General features: G+C 74.1%; 15 protein-coding genes. 7 read left to right on the forward strand and 8 right to left on the reverse strand.

Features of this window, described 5'->3' with window-relative positions:
• Positions 1 to 15: 15 nt before the first annotated feature.
• Entirely contained in the window at positions 16 to 741 is a 726-nt protein-coding gene (locus VK611_18815) for a VIT1/CCC1 transporter family protein (GenBank protein ID HMG43389.1), read from the reverse strand.
• Positions 742 to 823: 82 nt separating this feature from the next.
• Between VK611_18815 and rlmN the strand changes: the two genes are divergently transcribed.
• On the forward strand, positions 824 to 1,888 hold the full coding sequence (rlmN, locus tag VK611_18820) for a 23S rRNA (adenine(2503)-C(2))-methyltransferase RlmN (protein ID HMG43390.1): 1,065 nt from the start codon (positions 824 to 826) through the stop codon (positions 1,886 to 1,888).
• Between the two features lie 27 nt (positions 1,889 to 1,915).
• On the opposite strand, the gene VK611_18825 is transcribed toward rlmN, so the two are convergent.
• The gene (locus tag VK611_18825) at positions 1,916 to 2,695 is read right to left on the reverse strand and encodes a sugar phosphate nucleotidyltransferase (GenBank protein HMG43391.1); all 780 of its coding nucleotides are present in this window, start codon (positions 2,693 to 2,695) and stop codon (positions 1,916 to 1,918) included.
• Between the two features lie 22 nt (positions 2,696 to 2,717).
• Between VK611_18825 and VK611_18830 the strand changes: the two genes are divergently transcribed.
• Positions 2,718 to 3,176 carry a MaoC family dehydratase gene (locus tag VK611_18830; GenBank protein ID HMG43392.1) on the forward strand — a complete coding sequence of 153 codons (459 nt, stop codon included), beginning with the start codon at positions 2,718 to 2,720 and terminating at the stop codon, positions 3,174 to 3,176.
• 59 nt (positions 3,177 to 3,235) lie between these two features.
• Here VK611_18830 and VK611_18835 read toward each other — a convergent pair whose 3' ends face one another.
• Positions 3,236 to 4,627 carry a hypothetical protein gene (locus VK611_18835; GenBank protein HMG43393.1) on the reverse strand — a complete coding sequence of 464 codons (1,392 nt, stop codon included), beginning with the start codon at positions 4,625 to 4,627 and terminating at the stop codon, positions 3,236 to 3,238.
• Positions 4,628 to 4,686: 59 nt separating this feature from the next.
• Between VK611_18835 and VK611_18840 the strand changes: the two genes are divergently transcribed.
• Together VK611_18840 and VK611_18845 are read left to right on the forward strand one after the other, a co-directional pair.
• Positions 4,687 to 5,403, forward strand: a complete 717-nt coding sequence (locus VK611_18840) for a ubiquinone/menaquinone biosynthesis methyltransferase (protein HMG43394.1) — start codon at positions 4,687 to 4,689, stop codon at positions 5,401 to 5,403.
• Positions 5,400 to 6,653: an isochorismate synthase gene (locus VK611_18845; GenBank protein HMG43395.1), complete on the forward strand. Its 1,254-nt coding sequence runs from the start codon at positions 5,400 to 5,402 to the stop codon at positions 6,651 to 6,653. The genes VK611_18840 and VK611_18845 overlap by 4 nt, the downstream gene beginning before the upstream one ends.
• 4 nt (positions 6,654 to 6,657) lie before the next feature.
• Here the strand turns inward: VK611_18845 and menD are convergent, their stop codons facing one another.
• Positions 6,658 to 8,316, reverse strand: a complete 1,659-nt coding sequence (menD, locus tag VK611_18850; protein ID HMG43396.1) for a 2-succinyl-5-enolpyruvyl-6-hydroxy-3-cyclohexene-1-carboxylic-acid synthase — start codon at positions 8,314 to 8,316, stop codon at positions 6,658 to 6,660.
• Between the two features lie 22 nt (positions 8,317 to 8,338).
• Here menD and VK611_18855 point away from each other — a divergent pair, with 22 nt between their 5' ends.
• Positions 8,339 to 9,097: an alpha/beta fold hydrolase gene (locus VK611_18855; GenBank protein HMG43397.1), complete on the forward strand. Its 759-nt coding sequence runs from the start codon at positions 8,339 to 8,341 to the stop codon at positions 9,095 to 9,097.
• An 82-nt stretch (positions 9,098 to 9,179) separates the two neighbouring features.
• Here the strand turns inward: VK611_18855 and VK611_18860 are convergent, their stop codons facing one another.
• On the reverse strand, positions 9,180 to 10,103 hold the full coding sequence (locus VK611_18860) for a 1,4-dihydroxy-2-naphthoate polyprenyltransferase (protein ID HMG43398.1): 924 nt from the start codon (positions 10,101 to 10,103) through the stop codon (positions 9,180 to 9,182).
• A gap of 142 nt (positions 10,104 to 10,245) precedes the next feature.
• Here VK611_18860 and VK611_18865 point away from each other — a divergent pair, with 142 nt between their 5' ends.
• A complete protein-coding gene (locus VK611_18865; GenBank protein ID HMG43399.1) occupies positions 10,246 to 11,202 on the forward strand; it encodes an AMP-binding protein in 957 nt (318 codons plus the stop codon).
• Here the strand turns inward: VK611_18865 and VK611_18870 are convergent.
• A complete protein-coding gene (locus VK611_18870; protein HMG43400.1) occupies positions 11,199 to 11,972 on the reverse strand; it encodes an SDR family oxidoreductase in 774 nt (257 codons plus the stop codon). The genes VK611_18865 and VK611_18870 overlap by 4 nt on opposite strands.
• A gap of 39 nt (positions 11,973 to 12,011) precedes the next feature.
• Here VK611_18870 and VK611_18875 point away from each other — a divergent pair, with 39 nt between their 5' ends.
• The gene (locus tag VK611_18875) at positions 12,012 to 14,000 is read left to right on the forward strand and encodes a thioredoxin domain-containing protein (protein ID HMG43401.1); all 1,989 of its coding nucleotides are present in this window, start codon (positions 12,012 to 12,014) and stop codon (positions 13,998 to 14,000) included.
• A gap of 61 nt (positions 14,001 to 14,061) precedes the next feature.
• Here VK611_18875 and VK611_18880 read toward each other — a convergent pair whose 3' ends face one another.
• Positions 14,062 to 14,661, reverse strand: a complete 600-nt coding sequence (locus tag VK611_18880) for a nitroreductase family protein (GenBank protein HMG43402.1) — start codon at positions 14,659 to 14,661, stop codon at positions 14,062 to 14,064.
• A gap of 4 nt (positions 14,662 to 14,665) precedes the next feature.
• On the reverse strand, positions 14,666 to 15,310 hold the full coding sequence (locus VK611_18885; GenBank protein HMG43403.1) for a hypothetical protein: 645 nt from the start codon (positions 15,308 to 15,310) through the stop codon (positions 14,666 to 14,668).
• Positions 15,311 to 15,382: the final 72 nt, after the last annotated feature.

Below are 15,382 nucleotides of genomic sequence, written 5' to 3' on the forward strand. Positions count from 1 at the left end.
CTACGACTCGGGCCACTAACCCGCCAGGTCGACCCCGAGCGCCGAGCCGATCAGGAACGTGATGGCGGCGGGAACCACCGTGAACAGCACCTGGCGGGCGACGCCGAACGGCACGCCCCGGTTGGTCGACCGGCCGATCACGGCCCCCACCACGACCGCGGCGGCCACACCCAGCACGACCGACGCCACGATCGCCGCCGTCCCCCCGCCGAAGAACCACGGCAGCAGCGGGATCAGCGCCCCAGCGGAGAACGTCACGAACGACGACCCCGCCGCGCTCAGCGGCTTGCCCAGCTCGTTGGGGTCGATGCCGAGCTCCTCACGGGCATGCGCCTCCAGCGCCACATCGGGGTCGCGCATGACCGCCTCCGCCAGCTCCCGGGCGCCTTCGGGCGGCAGGCCCCGGCGCTCGTAGAGGCCCGCCAGCTCCACCGTCTCCACGTTGGGGCGGGCCCGCAGCTCCCGCTCCTCGATCCGCAGCTCCCGCTCCAGCAGGTCGGCCTGCACCCGCATCGAGTTGTACTCGCCCGCCGCCATGGAGATGGCGCCGGCCACCAGTCCGGCCACCCCGGCCAGCCGCACGGCCCCGGGCACCGGGTCGGCCCCGGCGATGCCGAGGACCAGCCCCAGGTTCGAGACCAGCCCGTCGCTCACCCCGAACACCGCCGCCCGGGCCGCGCCGCCCTGCACGTTGCGGTGGTGGTGCTCCGGATGCGGCGGCGGTTCGGGCAGGGACGTCACGATCCGGACCGTACCCCCCGCCGACCACCCCGCCGCCGCCCCAAACGGTCTCGGGCTTCGCCGAGGCGCCTACCCTTGTTGGGTGCCCCGGCTCTACGACCTCGACCGCGACCAGCTGGGGGCGCGACTCGAGGGCGAGCCGCGCTACCGGGTCGACCAGCTGTGGCAGGGCCTCTACGACCAGCTGGTGGCGTCGCCCGCCGAGCTGACGACGCTGCCCAAGGCGCTGCGGACCCAGCTGGCCGACGTCGAGGAGCTGCAGCCGGCGCTCACCCCGGTGGCGGCGTCGTCGGACCACGACGGGTCCACGGTGAAGTGGCTGTTCGCCCTCCCCGACGGCCGCCGCATCGAGACCGTGCTCATGCACTACCACGACCGCACCACCGTCTGCGTGTCCACCCAGGCCGGCTGCGCCATGGCCTGCGGCTTCTGCGCCACCGGCCAGTCCGGCTTCGAGCGCCACCTGTCGACAGGCGAGATCGTCGAGCAGATCGTGGCCGCGGCCCGCCAGGCCCGGGTCGACGGGCGGCGGCTCGGCAACGTCGTCTTCATGGGCATGGGCGAGCCGCTCGCCAACCTCGACAACGTGTGGCCGGCCGTCGAGCGGGCCCACGACGCCCTCGGCCTGTCCGCCCGCCACCTCACCCTGTCGACGGTCGGGATCGTGCCGGGCATCCGCCGGGTGGCCGCCCAGGAGCTGCCGGTCAACCTGGCCGTGTCGCTGCACGCCGCCAACGACGTCCTGCGCGACGAGCTCGTGCCGATCAACCGGCGCTACCCGCTGGCCATGCTGCTCGACGCCTGCGCCCAGTACCTGCAGGCCAAGGGGCGCCGGCTGAGCTTCGAGTGGGCGCTGATCGACGGCACCAACGACCGCCGCAGCGACGCCACGGAGCTGGCCGAGCTGGCCCGGTCGCTGCCGCTGGCGGCGCACGTCAACCTCATCCCGCTCAACCCCACGCCGGGCTGGCCCACCAAGGGCACGCCGCCCGCCGGCGTCCAGCGGTTCCGGCGCTGGCTGGTCGACATGGGCGTGAACGCCACCGTCCGCCGCAACCGCGGCACCGACATCGACGCCGCCTGCGGCCAGCTCGCCGCCCGCGTGACCCTCGACCCCCCGAAATTGCGTTCGAAAACCCGCACATAGCGGGCTGACGCACGCAATTTCCCGGGTCTAGCGCACCAACACGGTGAGGTTGCCGGCGCGGACGGCGTCGACCAGCACCTCGTCGGCCCGCACCACGCTGTCCTCCCACAGCACCGAGCGCACCACCCGGCCGTCCACCTTGCTGCCCGGGCCCACCACCGACCGACCCCCGCTGGCCAGCATGTTCGCGTGCAGGTAGCGGGCGGGGGTGCCGCAGTCGACCCAAGGGCCGTCCCAGCGGACCACCTCGATCCGGCCCTCGGCGGCCAGCCGTCCCCACGAGGCCTCGTAGAGCCCCGACGGCATGGGCTCCAGCGGGGCGATCTCCGACCAGGGCAGCAGCGCTCCCGCCAGGCGACTCGACCGGGTCAGCCGGTCGTCGTCGACCACCAGCAGCCGCACCCGCTCCCGGTCCCAGCCCTGGACCGCGGCGGCGAGCGAGCCGGGGCTCCAGGTGTCGCCGTTGAGGACCACGGCAGCGCGGCCGTCGATCCACGGGCGCAGGTGCCCCAGCGCCCCGGCGGTGCCGAGCGCCTCCGGCTCCTCCACCGACAGGTGCACGGGCGAGCCGGCCACCGGTCCGGCCTCCGCCTCCAGGTGGGCGGCGAGCTGGTCGCGCCCGTGGTGGAGGTTGACGGCCAGGTGCGGGGTGACCGTGGCGGCCCGCCCGAGGGCGTGGTCGACCAGCGGCACGTTGTCGACCGGGCACAGCGGCTTCGGCTTGCGCAGCGTGAGCGGCCGCAGCCGGACGCCCTCCCCCGCCGCCAGCACGACCCCGACCAGGTCCTCGACTAGAACGGATTCCACGGGATCGGGCATCATCGCCGGCATGACCACCATCGTGCAGGGAACAGCTGGGCTGCGGGACCTCGTCGGCCAACACCTCGGGTACAGCGACTACCTCGAGGTCGGCCAGGACCGCGTGAACCAGTTTGCCGACGCGACGGGCGACCACCAGTGGATCCACGTCGACCCCGAGCGCGCCAAGCGGGAGAGCCCCTTCGGCGGCCCGATCGCCCACGGCTACCTCACGCTGTCGCTGGGCCCGCTGCTGGTGCCCCAGGTGGTGCAGGTGCAGGGCATCAGCATGGCCGTGAACTACGGGTCGGAGAAGATCCGCTTCCCGTCGCCGGTGCCGGTGGGCTCGAAGCTGCGGGTGGGCGTCGAGCTCATGGACGTGACCGATATCAAGGCCGGCGTGCAGGTGACCATGCGCATGACGTTCGAGGTCGAGGGCGCCGAGAAGCCCTCCTGCGTGGCCGAGAACGTCTACCGCTACTACGACTGACCCGAAATTGCGTGTCTGGTGGTCGCCAGGGGGCCGCCTGCCACGCAATTTCCCTGGCTTTACGCCGTCAGGCGGGAGCGGACCGCGGTCCAGCCCTCCAGGGCGCGGACCGGGGCCAGGTCGGGCTCGCCGTCGAGCATGCCCGGCGCCTTGAAACCGGCGTCGACGGCGGCCTCCACCCAGCGCAGCGCCTCCTCGGCCCGTCCCGCCCGGGCCCAGGAGCAGGCGATCTCGAACGCCGTCTGGGCGGGGCTCCGAGGACCGGCGGCGAACACCTGCTCGCCGACCTCGGCGGCGGCCTGGAAGCCCTCCGCGTAGTGCAGGTGGGTCTGCAGGCTGCCGGCGGCCTCGATGCCGACCGGGCCGGCCGCGACCAGCTGGGCCGCCAGCGGCACGGCCCCGCCGCTGTTCGCCAGCAGGGTGGCCGGCACCAGGTTGGGCGGTCCGCCGGGCTCGGCCAGGTAGGCGGCCTCGAACATGTCGCCGGCCAGACCGGCATGGCCCTGCGCCAGGGCGACACTGGCCTGCAGGAAGGGGTTCGGGCGGCCGGCCGTCTGCTTGAGCAGGGCCGCCGCCATCTCGACGTCGCCGCCACGCAGCGCGTTCCAGGCCCGTGACTCGATCTCCGCGGTGTCGCGGGGGCGTGCCAACTCGGACGCCAGGTCAGGGATGGGCGGCACGGACTGCAGGTGGCCACCGCGGGCCTTCTTGCGCCCACCGCGCCCACTGCTCCCGCGGGATGCTCCGCCGCCGCGTCCGGCGGCCGCCTGGCCCTCGGGGGCGTCGACGTCGAACGTGCCGGTGGCCCGGCCCTCCTGCAGCTCGCGATAGTTGAGGAAGGCGAACATGCCCAGGAAGAGGCCGGTGAAGAGCGAGAACTGCACCGCGGCGACCAGCGCCGCCACCGCGCCCACGACGATCGACAGCTTGCAGGCGTTCTCGAAGCCCACCAGCTCCTCGGCGACGTGGCCGCCGTCGAACGGGCGGATCGGCAGGATGTTCAGCACCGACCACCACAGGGCCACGAACTGCGTGTAGACGAGGATCGGCCACCAGCTGAAGCCGGGGCCGCTGATGAAGTCGATGGCCTGCTCGGTGCCCCAGTCGCTGTCCTTGAGCAGCCGCGCCGGCAGGTAGAGCAACAGCATCTGCGCGCCGACCCCGGCGAGGCTCACCGTGATCGACATCGCCTTGCTCATCTGGCGCCGGCCACCGCCCGTGGGGACCGTGAAGCCGCCGAAGGCGTGGAGCACCACCGCCGAGCGCTGGCCGGCGAAGCGGAACATGATCGCGTGGCCCATCTCGTGGACCAGCACGTTCACGAACACGATGCCGATGAAGGCGAAGACGACCCACAGCGGCCGCAGCTCGTAGGCCATGAGCGCGGCGATCACGAGGAACAGCGGCTCCACCCGTACGGGTACGCCCAGGAGTCGGAAGTGCGATTTCACCAGCCCTGAGACTAGGTCGGTTGGCTGGTGCGGGCGGCACCGGTCGTACGATGCGGGCGATGCCCAACGCGTCGCCGATGCCCGAGACCCTGCCCGAGGGACCGGAGAAGGTGCAGGCGGTGCGGGCCATGTTCGACGCCATCGCCCCGCGCTACGACGTCGTCAACCGGCTGATGACCTTCCGGATGGACGTCGGGTGGCGGCGGCGGACGGTGCGGTCGCTGGGCTTGCCGGCCGGGTCGCAGGTGCTCGACCTGGCGTGCGGGACCGGCGACCTGTGCCGCGAGCTGGAGGCCGCCGGGCTGCGACCGGTGGGGATGGACCTCTCGTTCGGGATGCTGGCCGCGGCCCGCACGTTCGTGCCGCTGGCGCAGGCCGATGCCCTGTCGCTGCCGGTGGCCGACGGTCGGGTCGACGGCGTGACCTGCGGCTTCGCCCTGCGCAACCTGGTGGCGCTGGAGCCGTTCTTCGTCGAGCTGGGCCGGGTCGTCCGCCCGGGCGGCCGCATCGCCCTGCTCGAGGTGGCGGTGCCGGGCAACCCGGTGCTGCGCTGGGGTCACGGGGTGTACTTCGGGAAGGTGGTGCCGCTCATCGGCGGCCTGCTGTCCGACCCGGCGGCCTACCGCTACCTGCCCCGCTCGGTCGCCTACCTGCCGGAGCCGGGCCGGATGCTGGGCATGCTGGCCGAAGCCGGGTTCAACGACGTCACCCGCCGCCTCTTCTCCGGCGGCATCTCCCAGCTGATCACGGGAACCCGGGCGGGGAGCCCGTCGTGAGCCTGCTGGCCCGCACCCGGCGGATCGACCGGGACGTCGACCTCGTCACCTTCGCGGGCGCCGACGGGCTGCTGTTCGAACGCAGCCGCGTGGGCATCGCAGGGCGGGGCGAGGCGCTGCGGGTCGACTGGCCGGCGGGTGACCCGTCGTCGGCCGCCCGGCGTGCTGCCCAGACGCTGGCCTCGGTCGCCGTCGACGACGAGGTGGGACGGCCCGGCTGCGGGGCCGTGGCGTTCGGGGCGCTGCCGTTCGTGCCGGGTTCGGCGGCGTCGCTGGTGGTCCCGTCGCTGGTGGTCGGCCGGGGCGACGACGGCACCCGCTGGGTCACCACCGTCGGCCCCGACGACGACCCCCGCCACGACCGCCCCGCCGAGGACCTGGTGGCCGAGGTGCCGCCGACGCCGGCGCTGCCGCCGCCCCGGTCGATCACCGTCGCCTCGGCGCTGGAGCCCGACGACTGGTGCGACCTGGTCGAACGGGCCACCAAGGTGCTGGCCGAGGGGCACGCCACGGGCGCCCTGTCGAAGGTGGTCCTGGCCCGGGAGGTGCTGGTCACCGGCGACCGGCCGTTCGACCGGGTGGCGGTGCTGGAGCGGCTCCGCACCACGTTCCCCGGCTGCCACGTGGTGTCGGTGGGGCCGCTGATCTGCGCCAGCCCCGAGCTGCTGGTGGCCCGGACGGGCGACACCGTGCGGTCGCACCCGATGGCGGGCACGGCCCCCCGGGGCGGCGACCCGACCACCGATCAGCGGCTGGCGGCGTCGCTGCTGGCGTCGGCCACGTACCGGACCGAGCACCAGTTCACGATCGACATGGTGCACGACACGCTGCTGGGCTGGTGCTCCTACCTCGACTACGAACCCGAACCGTCGGTGATCGGGGTGGCCAACCTGCAGCACCTGGCCACGCTGGTGGAGGGGCGGCTGTCGCAGCCGGCGCCGTCGGTGCTGGAGCTGGTGGCGGCACTGCACCCGACGCCGGCCGTGTCGGGTTTCCCCCGGGAGGCCGCCGTCGAGTGGATCCTCGAGCACGAGGGCTTCGAGCGGGGCCTCTACGCCGGCACCGTGGGCTGGGCCGACGGTCAGGGCAACGGCACGTGGGCGGTGTCGCTGCGCTGCGCCGAGCTGTCCGGGGCGACGGCCCGGGTGGTCGCCGGCATCGGCATCGTGTCCGACAGCGACCCCCTCACCGAGCTGGCCGAGACCCGGATGAAGCTCCAGGCCCTGCTCACGGCGTTGGTGCGGCCCTAGCGGCCTAGCCCAGGGCGGCGGTCACGGCGGCGGCGACGGCGTCGTCGATGCGGCGGTGGATCTCGACGTTGGCGGGTCGGTCGGTGCGGACCACCAGCACGTGGACGCCGCCCTTGTCGACGGCCTCGGTGACCGCGGTGGTGACGTCCTCCTCGCCGACGGCCCGGGCCTCGATGCCGTAGGCGCTGGCCAGGGCGACCAGGTCGAGCCCGTGGGGCGTGCCGAAGAGGCGCTCGAAGCGGTCGCCGGGCAGCGACGTGGCCTGCGGGAGGAACGAGAAGATGCCGCCGCCGTCGTTGTCGACCACCACCGCCACCAGGTCGACGCCCCGCTGGGCCGCGCCGAGGAGGCCGTTGCTGTCGTGCAGGAAGGCGACGTCGCCGATCAGCAGCGCCGTCGGGGCTCCGTTCAGCGCCGCCCCGACCGCGGTCGACACCACGCCGTCGATCCCGTTGGCCCCCCGGTTGGCGAGCACCCGGAGCCCGGGCCGGGGCGCCGCGTACCGCTCGACGTCCCGGACCGGCATCGACGAGGACACCACCAGCTGGGCGCCGCCGGGCATAGCCGCCACCAGGTCCCGGGCGACGGCGGGCTCGCCGGCTGCGGTCGCCGCCACGACGTCGGCCGCGGCCTCGGCGGCCGCCTGCCAGTGGGTGAGCCACATGCCGACGGGTGTGCCGATGACCTGGGGCAGCAGCGTCGCCACGACGGCCTTCGGCGCGGCCCGCACGACGAGGTGCGCGACGCCGTCGGGATCGGACCAGCCGACGTCGGTCACCACCACCAGCTCGGCGCCGCTCGCGGCCAGCCACTCGTTCACCACCCGTGACGCCGGCGGACCGCCCAGCCGGAGCACCACCTCGGGCCGCAGCGCCGCCCGAGCCACCTCCGAGCGGAGGATCGCGTCGAGGTGGGCCACGACGTGGGGACTCGGCACCCACGCTTCGGCCCGCGGGTCGGCCACCACCGGCCACCCCAGCCGCTCGGCCAGCCGCAGGACGTCGCTCCCGCTGCCGGCACCGGCCAGGACGAGGCCGCGCCGGCCCGCCAGACGTTCGGCGAGGTCGGCGGTGTCGACCTGCGACGCCGCCAGTGTCGCCAAAGGGCGAGCCGGCGGGAGCGGGCCGGGGGTGCCGACGAGCGGTTCGCGGAACGGCAGGTTGAGCTGCACGGGACCGGCGGGCGGACCGGCGGCCTCGGCGAGGGCCCGGGCGGCGAGCGGTCGCCAGCGGGACGAGGTCGACGGGTCGGCGACGCCCGGGTCGGCGTACCAGCGGACCGCCCGGCCGTAGAGGTGGGCCTGGTCGATGGTCTGGGCGGCGCCGACGTCCTGCAGCTCGGGGGGACGGTCGGCCGTGCACACCACCAGCGGCACGCCGGCGTGGTGGGCCTCGACGACGGCCGGGTGCAGCTCGGCGGTGGCCGTCCCGCTGGTGGTCAGCACCACCACCGGCACCCCGGTCGCCAGCGCCCGGCCCAGCGCCAGGAACCCGCCCGACCGCTCGTCGTGGTGGACGTGGACGGCGATGCCCGGGTGGTCGGCGAGCGCAAGGGCCAGCGGCGTCGACCGCGACCCCGGGCAGACCACGGCATCCCGCACCCCGCCCCGCACCCACTCGTCGACCAGGGTGGCGGTGAACGTCGCTTGCACGTCGGCATCCATCAGGCTCCTAGCATCGCCCGCCGTGACCGAACCCGGCGACCACCCGCACGACCCGCGACTGGTGCTGCTCCACGGCTTCACCCAGACGGCCGGCTGCTGGGGCCCCGTGGGCGACGACCTGGCCCGCGACCACGAGGTCGTGCGGCTCGACGCCCCCGGCCACGGCATCGCCACCGACGTGAGGGCCGGCCTGGTCGAGGGGGCGGCGCTGATGGCGACCACCGGCGGGCGGGGCGTCTGGGTCGGCTACTCGATGGGCGCCCGGCTGGCGCTCCACGTCGCCCTGGGCCACCCGGAGGTGGTGGAGGGGCTGGTGCTGATCGGCGGCACCCCCGGCATCGAGGACGACGTCGAGCGGGCCGCCCGCCGCGCCCGCGACCACGAGCTGGCCACCCACGTGCGGGAGATCGGCGTCGACGCCTTCCTCACCGAGTGGCTCGACCAACCGCTGTTCTTGGGGCTGCCAGCCTGGGCGAGGTTCGACGAGGAGCGCCGCCGCAACACCGCCGAGGGGCTGGCGTCGAGCCTGGAGCTGGCGGGCACCGGCTCGCAGCAGTCGCTGTGGCCCCGCCTCGACGAGCTCCGGGTACCCGTGCTGGCCGTGGCCGGCACCCACGACATCCGCTACGCCGACATCGCCAGCCGCACCGCCGAGGCCGTCGGCCCGCACGCCATGGTCGCCCTGGTCCCCGGTGCCGGCCACGCCGCCCACCTGGAGCAGCCCGAGGCCTTCCTGGCCCACCTCCGCCCCTGGCTGGCGACCTTCCCCCGAGTCGTTTGAGGTCGACTCAGCGGGGTTGAGTCGTTTCTGATCGGTCTCCGATCACAGCTGACTCGAGCTCGGCCCGGCGACCACAGACGACTCAGCCGGATACGGCGAGCCCGAGCGCGAGGAAGGCGCCGAACACCAGCTGCACCCGGCCGGTGGCGACCAGCACCGGGATGAGCGCCGGCCCCCGGTCGCCCCGGAGCACCGCCAGCACGGCGTTGCGGGCCAACGGCACGGCGGCGAGGGCCAGGATCGCGGCCGGACGCTCCCCGAACGCGGCGATCGGCGGCACGCACACCACCGCCGCCACCAGCAGGGCGACGTAGAACCAGCGGGTGCGGGCGTCGCCCAGGCGGACGGCCAGGGTGCGCTTGCCCGACACCGTGTCGCCCGGGATGTCCCGCAGGTTGTTCACCACCAGGAGCGCCGTCGCCAGGAGGCCCACCGGCACGCTGGCACCCAGGGCCAGGCCCGACAGCTGCCCCTCCTGCACGTAGGCCGACCCGGCCGTGGCGACCACCCCGAAGAACGTGAACACGAACGCCTCGCCCAGGCCCAGGTAGCCGTAGGGGCGGGGGCCGCCGGTGTAGAACCAGCCGGCGGCGATGGCGGCCACACCCACCACGATGAGCTCCCACCCGACCGCCACGGCCAGGGCGAACCCGGCCACGCCGGCCACCCCGAAGGCGACGAGGGCGGCCCGCTTCACCCGCCCGGGGGCGACGAGGCCGGACCCGACGAGCCGCACCGGCCCCACCCGGCGCTCGGCGCTGTCGGTGCCCCGGACGCCGTCGCTGTAGTCGTTGGCGTAGTTGGTGGCCACCTGCAGGGCGAGGGCGACGACCAGGGCCGCGACGGCCCGCCAGGCGATCAGGTCGACCTCCCCGGCGGCACAGGCCGTGCCCACCAGCACGGGCACGACGGCGGCCGGCAGCGTCCGGGGCCGCGCCCCCGCCAGCCACAGCCGGGCTCCCGTGGGTGGCACGGGCGGGGCGGACGGGGAGTCGATCGACGGCACGGGCCGCAGTGTAGGAAGCTCACGCGATGGGTCCGGAAGCCGTGTCGGAGGGTGACCGCTGAACCGTCTCGTCGTCGTCGAGGCGGAGGGCACGCCGGGCTTCGTCGACGCGCTCCGCCGGGCCTGGGACGACGGGGACGCCGTGCTGCCGCTCGACCCCCGGCTGCCGGGGCCGGCGCGGGAGGCGGCACTGGCGGCTGCCCGACCCGAGGAGCCGGTGGCGGCCAGGGACGCGCTCGTGGTCCTCACGTCGGGGACCACCGGGGAGCCGAAGGCGGCGGTCCTCACCCACGACGCCGTCGCCGCGTCGGCCCGGGCCACCAGCACCCGGCTCGCCGTCGACCCCACGAGCGACCGCTGGCTGGCGTGCCTACCGCTGGCCCACGTCGGTGGCCTCGGGGTGGTCACCCGGGCGCTGCTCACCGGGACTCCCCTGACCGTGGTGCCCGACGTCCGGCAGGCGTCGGGCGACGCGACGCTGGTCTCGCTGGTGCCGGCGCTGCTCCCCCGGGTCGACGCCGCCCGGTTCCGCACGATCGTCCTCGGCGGCTCGGCGATGCCGCCCGATCTGCCCGCCAACGCCGTCGCCACCTACGGCCTCACCGAGTCGGGCGGCGGGATCGTCTACGACGGCGTGCCGCTCGACGGCGTCGAGATCCGGGTCGACGCCGCCGGCCAGATCCACCTGCGGGCGCCGATGCTGCTGCGGGCCTACCGCGACGGCCACGACCCCAGGGACGCCGACGGCTGGCTCCCCACCGGCGACGCCGGGGCCTGGGACGGCGCCACGCTCGGGGTCAGCGGGCGGATCGGCGACGTGATCGTGACCGGCGGCGAGAAGGTGTGGCCGACCACCGTCGAGGCCCGCCTGACCGAGCACCCCGACGTCCGGGAGGCCCTGGTCTTCGGCCGTGCCGACCCCACGTGGGGCCGGCGGGTGGTCGCCCGGGTGGTCCCCGCAAACCCACGACAACCGCCGACGCTCGACGCCGTCCGTGGCTGGGTCAAGGAGACCCTCCCGCCCTGGTCGGCCCCCCACGAGCTGGAGCTGGCCGACACCCTCCCCCGCACCGCCCTCGGCAAGCTGAAGCGCTACTAGATCGAGCCGTGGAGCAGCGATCCCCCGTCGACCACCAGGGTCTGGCCGGTGATCCACGACGACAGGTCGCTGGCCAGGAACAGCGCCGCGTTGGCGATGTCGTCGGGCACCCCGAGGCGCCGCAACGGCACCCGGCGGGCGATCGCCTCCTCGTTCGGCTCCCACAGCGCCCGGGCCATCTCGGTCTTCACCAGGCCCGGGGCGATGGCGTTCACCCGCACGGTCGGCCCCAGCTCGTCGGCCAGCGTCTTGGTGAGGTGGATCAGGGCCGCCTTGGTCACGTCGTAGTGGCCGAGGCCCGGCGCCACGGTGAGCCCTCCGGTCGAGGCCATGTTGATCACGATCCCGCCGTTGTCCTTCATCGAGGCCTTCCATGCCTCCTGCACCCACACCACCGGCCCCCGGTAGTTGACCTCCCAGGTCTTGTCGAAGCGGGGCAGGTCGATGTCGACCGCCGCGCCCATGTAGGGGTTGGTCGCGGCGTTGTTGACCAGGATGTCGAGCCGGCCGAAGCGCTCGACGGCCGCGCCAACGCACCCGGCGATCTGCTCCGGATCGCCGGCGTGGGCGGCGACTGCGGCCACGTCCCCCGCCCGGTCGGCGCCGATGTCGTCGACGATGCTGGCTGCCACCTCGTCGAGCGCCTCCTGCTTGCGCGACGACAGCACCACCGACGCCCCCGCCGCGGCGTACGTCCGGGCGATGGCCTCGCCGATCCCCCGGCTCGCCCCGGTCACCAGGGCCACCTTCCCCTCAAGGCTCAGTTCCATGGGGTGGGACCCTAGAGAGCGGGTCCTACAGTCGGCGAAGTGAACCGCCTCGCCGACGAGACCAGTCCCTACCTCCGACAGCACGCCGACAACCCGGTCGACTGGTACCCGTGGGGCGACGAGGCCTTCACCGCCGCCCGCCTCGACGACAAGCCGATCCTGCTGTCGGTGGGCTACTCGGCCTGCCACTGGTGCCACGTGATGGCGCACGAGTCGTTCGAGGATCCCGACATCGCCGCGGTGATGAACGACCTGTTCGTGAACGTGAAGGTCGACCGGGAGGAGCGCCCCGACGTCGACGCCCTCTACATGGAGGTCGTCCAGGCGCTGACCGGCCAGGGCGGCTGGCCGATGACCGTGTTCCTCACGCCCGAGCGCAAGCCGTTCTTCGGCGGCACCTACTTCCCCAACTCGCCCCGGGGCGGGATGACGTCGTTCCCCGACCTCTGCAAGCGGGTCGACGAGGTGTGGCGCACCCGCCGCGACGACCTGACCGCCCAGGCCGTCGAGCTCACGGGGTCCCTGGGTCGCACCGCCCGGCTGACCCCCGCCGCCGACGTCCCCGACGCCGCCACCACCCTCGACCACGCCCTCCGCACCCTGCTGGCCGAGCACGACCCCCAGTGGGGCGGCTTCGGCGGCGCACCCAAGTTCCCCCAGGCCATGAGCCTGGAGGTGCTGGTGCGGGCCGCGGCCCGGGGCGACACCGCGGCGCTCGGGGCGCTGACCACGTCACTCGACGCCATGGCCTCCGGCGGCATGTACGACCACCTGGGCGGCGGCTTCGCCCGCTACTCGGTCGACAACGTGTGGCTGGTGCCGCACTTCGAGAAGATGCTCTACGACCAGGCGCTGCTGGCCCGGGTGTACCTGCACGCCTGGCAGGTGACGGGCTCGCCGGCCCACCGGCAGGTGCTCGACGAGACCGTCGACTACGTGCTGCGCGACCTGCGGCACCCCGGCGGCGGCTTCTACTCCGCCGAGGACGCCGACAGCGAGGGCGAGGAGGGCCGCTTCTACGTCTGGACGCCGGCCGAGCTGGCGTCGGTCCTCGGCGCCGACCTGGGGGCCCGGGTGGCGGAGCACTACGGCGTCACCGACGAGGGGAACTTCGAGCACAGCGGCAGCTCGATCCTCAACCGGCTGCACGCCCGGGGCGACCTGCTGCGGCCGCCCGAGATCGACGACGCCCGGGCCCGGCTGTTCGAGGCCCGGGAGGAGCGGGTGCGGCCGGGGCTCGACGACAAGGTGCTCACCGAGTGGAACGGCCTCATGCTGGCCACGCTGGCCGAGGCGGCGGCTGCCACCGGTCGGGCCGACTGGCTGGCGGCGGCGGTCGCCAACGGCGAGTTCCTGCTGGCGCAGCTCCAGCGGGAGGACGGGCGCTGGCTGCGGTCGTGGCAGGCCGACGGCGGTGCCCGGGTGCTGGCCTACGCGGCCGACTACGGGGCGCTGCTCGACGGCTTCGTCCGCCTGGCCGAGGCGACCGGTTCGGCTCGCTGGATCGCGGCGGCCCGGGCGGCCGCCGATGGGCTCCTCGACCTGTTCTGGGACGACGACAACGGCGGCGCCTTCACCAACGGCCGCGACGCCGAGCAGCTGGTGGCGGCCACCAAGGACCTGATGGACAACGCCACGCCGAGCGCCAACAGCCTGGCGGCGGTGGGATTGGCCCGCCTGGCGGCGTTGACGGGCGAGGCGCGGTACGGCGACGCGGCCGACTCGGCCCTGCGCCTGACCGCCCCGCTGGTCGCCCAGCACCCCACGGCGTTCGGCCACCTCCTGGCCGCCCTCGACCTGGCGGCCCACGGGGTCGACGAGGTGGTCATCCCCGGCTCCGACCATCCCGACCTGGTGGCGGTGGTCCAGCGCTCCTTCACCCCGACGGTGGTCCTGGCCTGGGGCGAACCGTTCCCGTCAGCCCTCTGGGAGTCGCGGGAAGCTGGCAACGCCTACGTCTGCCGCGACTTCACCTGCAACCTCCCCGCCACGGATCCCGTCACCCTGAGGGCACAGCTCGGGCTCTGAGCGAAATTGCGTGGTTCGTGGCCCTCTAGCGACCGCCTGCCACGCAATTTCGGGGTTGGGGCTACCAGCCGCCCCGGTGGACCACGTCGTCCAACGGGCGGCGGGGGCGCGAGGCAGACGCACCGGGCTCGTCGGGTGCGGGGTAGCCGAGGGCGACGGCGCCGAGGGCCCGCCAGCCGTCGGGGACCCCGAGCGCCGACAGCGCCGCCGCCTCGTGGTCGAACAGGCCGTAGAACAGAGCACCCAGGCCGGCGTCGACCGCGGCGAGGAGCAGGGTCTGCACCGCCATCCCACCGTCGACCCACCAGTAGGGCACCGGCCAGGCGTCGGTCGAGCCGCCCAGGCCCGTCGACGACTTGTCGGGCTCGGCGTAGCGGGACACGTAGGCGCCCGGCGACACCAGCGGCACGACGACGACCGGGGCCGACAGCAGGCCCTGCCAGCGGAAACCCGCCCGGCGGGGCTCAGGGAGCGTCACGTCCCACAGGCGAGCCGTCTCCTCGGCGCCCGACAGGACCACGAACGACCACGGCTGCGTGTGCCCCGCCGACGGCGAGCGGCGTGCCAGGTCGAGCAGGCCGTCCACCACCTCGGGCGACACCGGACGGTCCGCAAAAGCGCGGACCATCCGTCGGGTACGAACGACCCTGTCGAGCTCCAACCAGCTACGTCGCCGGAGCCAGCTTGCGGAGGTCCTCCTCCATCGCCCAACCGAAGGCGATCAGGCTGTCGCCCTGGTCGGCCTTGACCACCGCGAAACGCTCGAGCAGCTCGGCGTCGAGATCCTCGGGCCGGAGGGTGGAGTGGTCGAACACCGCCGCCAGCTCCTCGCCAGCACCCTTGGCCAGGAACGCCCGCTGGTCGTAGGCGCCGTTGAGGATGCCGTAGCGCCGTGCGAGGCGCGAGCCCCACGCCCGCTCCTCGCCGGTGGCCTTGTGCTCGGCCCGGGGGACGATGTCGTTGAGCGTCTTGAACGCCTCGAAGCCACCCGGCTCACCGAAACGGGCGGACACCAGCACGTCCTCGTCGGGGAAGGCGAGCACGGCACGACGCATCTGGTCCTGGATGATGTTGCGCAGCACCGAGTCGCGCTTGGAGGTGCGATGGATCGACGACAGCCCGATCAGGACGCAGGGTGTGCCACCGATGCGCTCGAGCGTGCAGAAGGAGAATCCTTTGAGCTTGCCGTTGTCGCGAGCCTGGGTGACCAGCACCCATGCCTCGGCCTGCTTCGACAGCTCGCCCACCTCGTAGGCCAGCGGTCCGTCGGCACACAGGTCGGCCATTTCGGCCAGCTCGGCATCGCTCAACGCCGTGCAGTCTTTGGTATCTACCGCGATCGACATTGCTATGCGTAGCCCCTGTCTTGGGTCCGGAGAGTC

It is taken from the genome of Acidimicrobiales bacterium, from assembly GCA_035316325.1.
Taxonomy (GTDB): Bacteria; Actinomycetota; Acidimicrobiia; order Acidimicrobiales; family VFJN01; genus DASXTK01.

Excerpts from the sequence above, each read along its gene's own strand:
- VK611_18830 (HMG43392.1), top strand. The coding sequence starts at position 2,718 with ATGACCACCATCGTGCAGGGAACAGCTGGGCTGCGGGACCTCGTCGGC.
- VK611_18840 (HMG43394.1), top strand. The coding sequence starts at position 4,687 with ATGCCCAACGCGTCGCCGATGCCCGAGACCCTGCCCGAGGGACCGGAG.
- menD (HMG43396.1), bottom strand. The coding sequence starts at position 8,316 with ATGGATGCCGACGTGCAAGCGACGTTCACCGCCACCCTGGTCGACGAG.
- VK611_18870 (HMG43400.1), bottom strand. The coding sequence starts at position 11,972 with ATGGAACTGAGCCTTGAGGGGAAGGTGGCCCTGGTGACCGGGGCGAGC.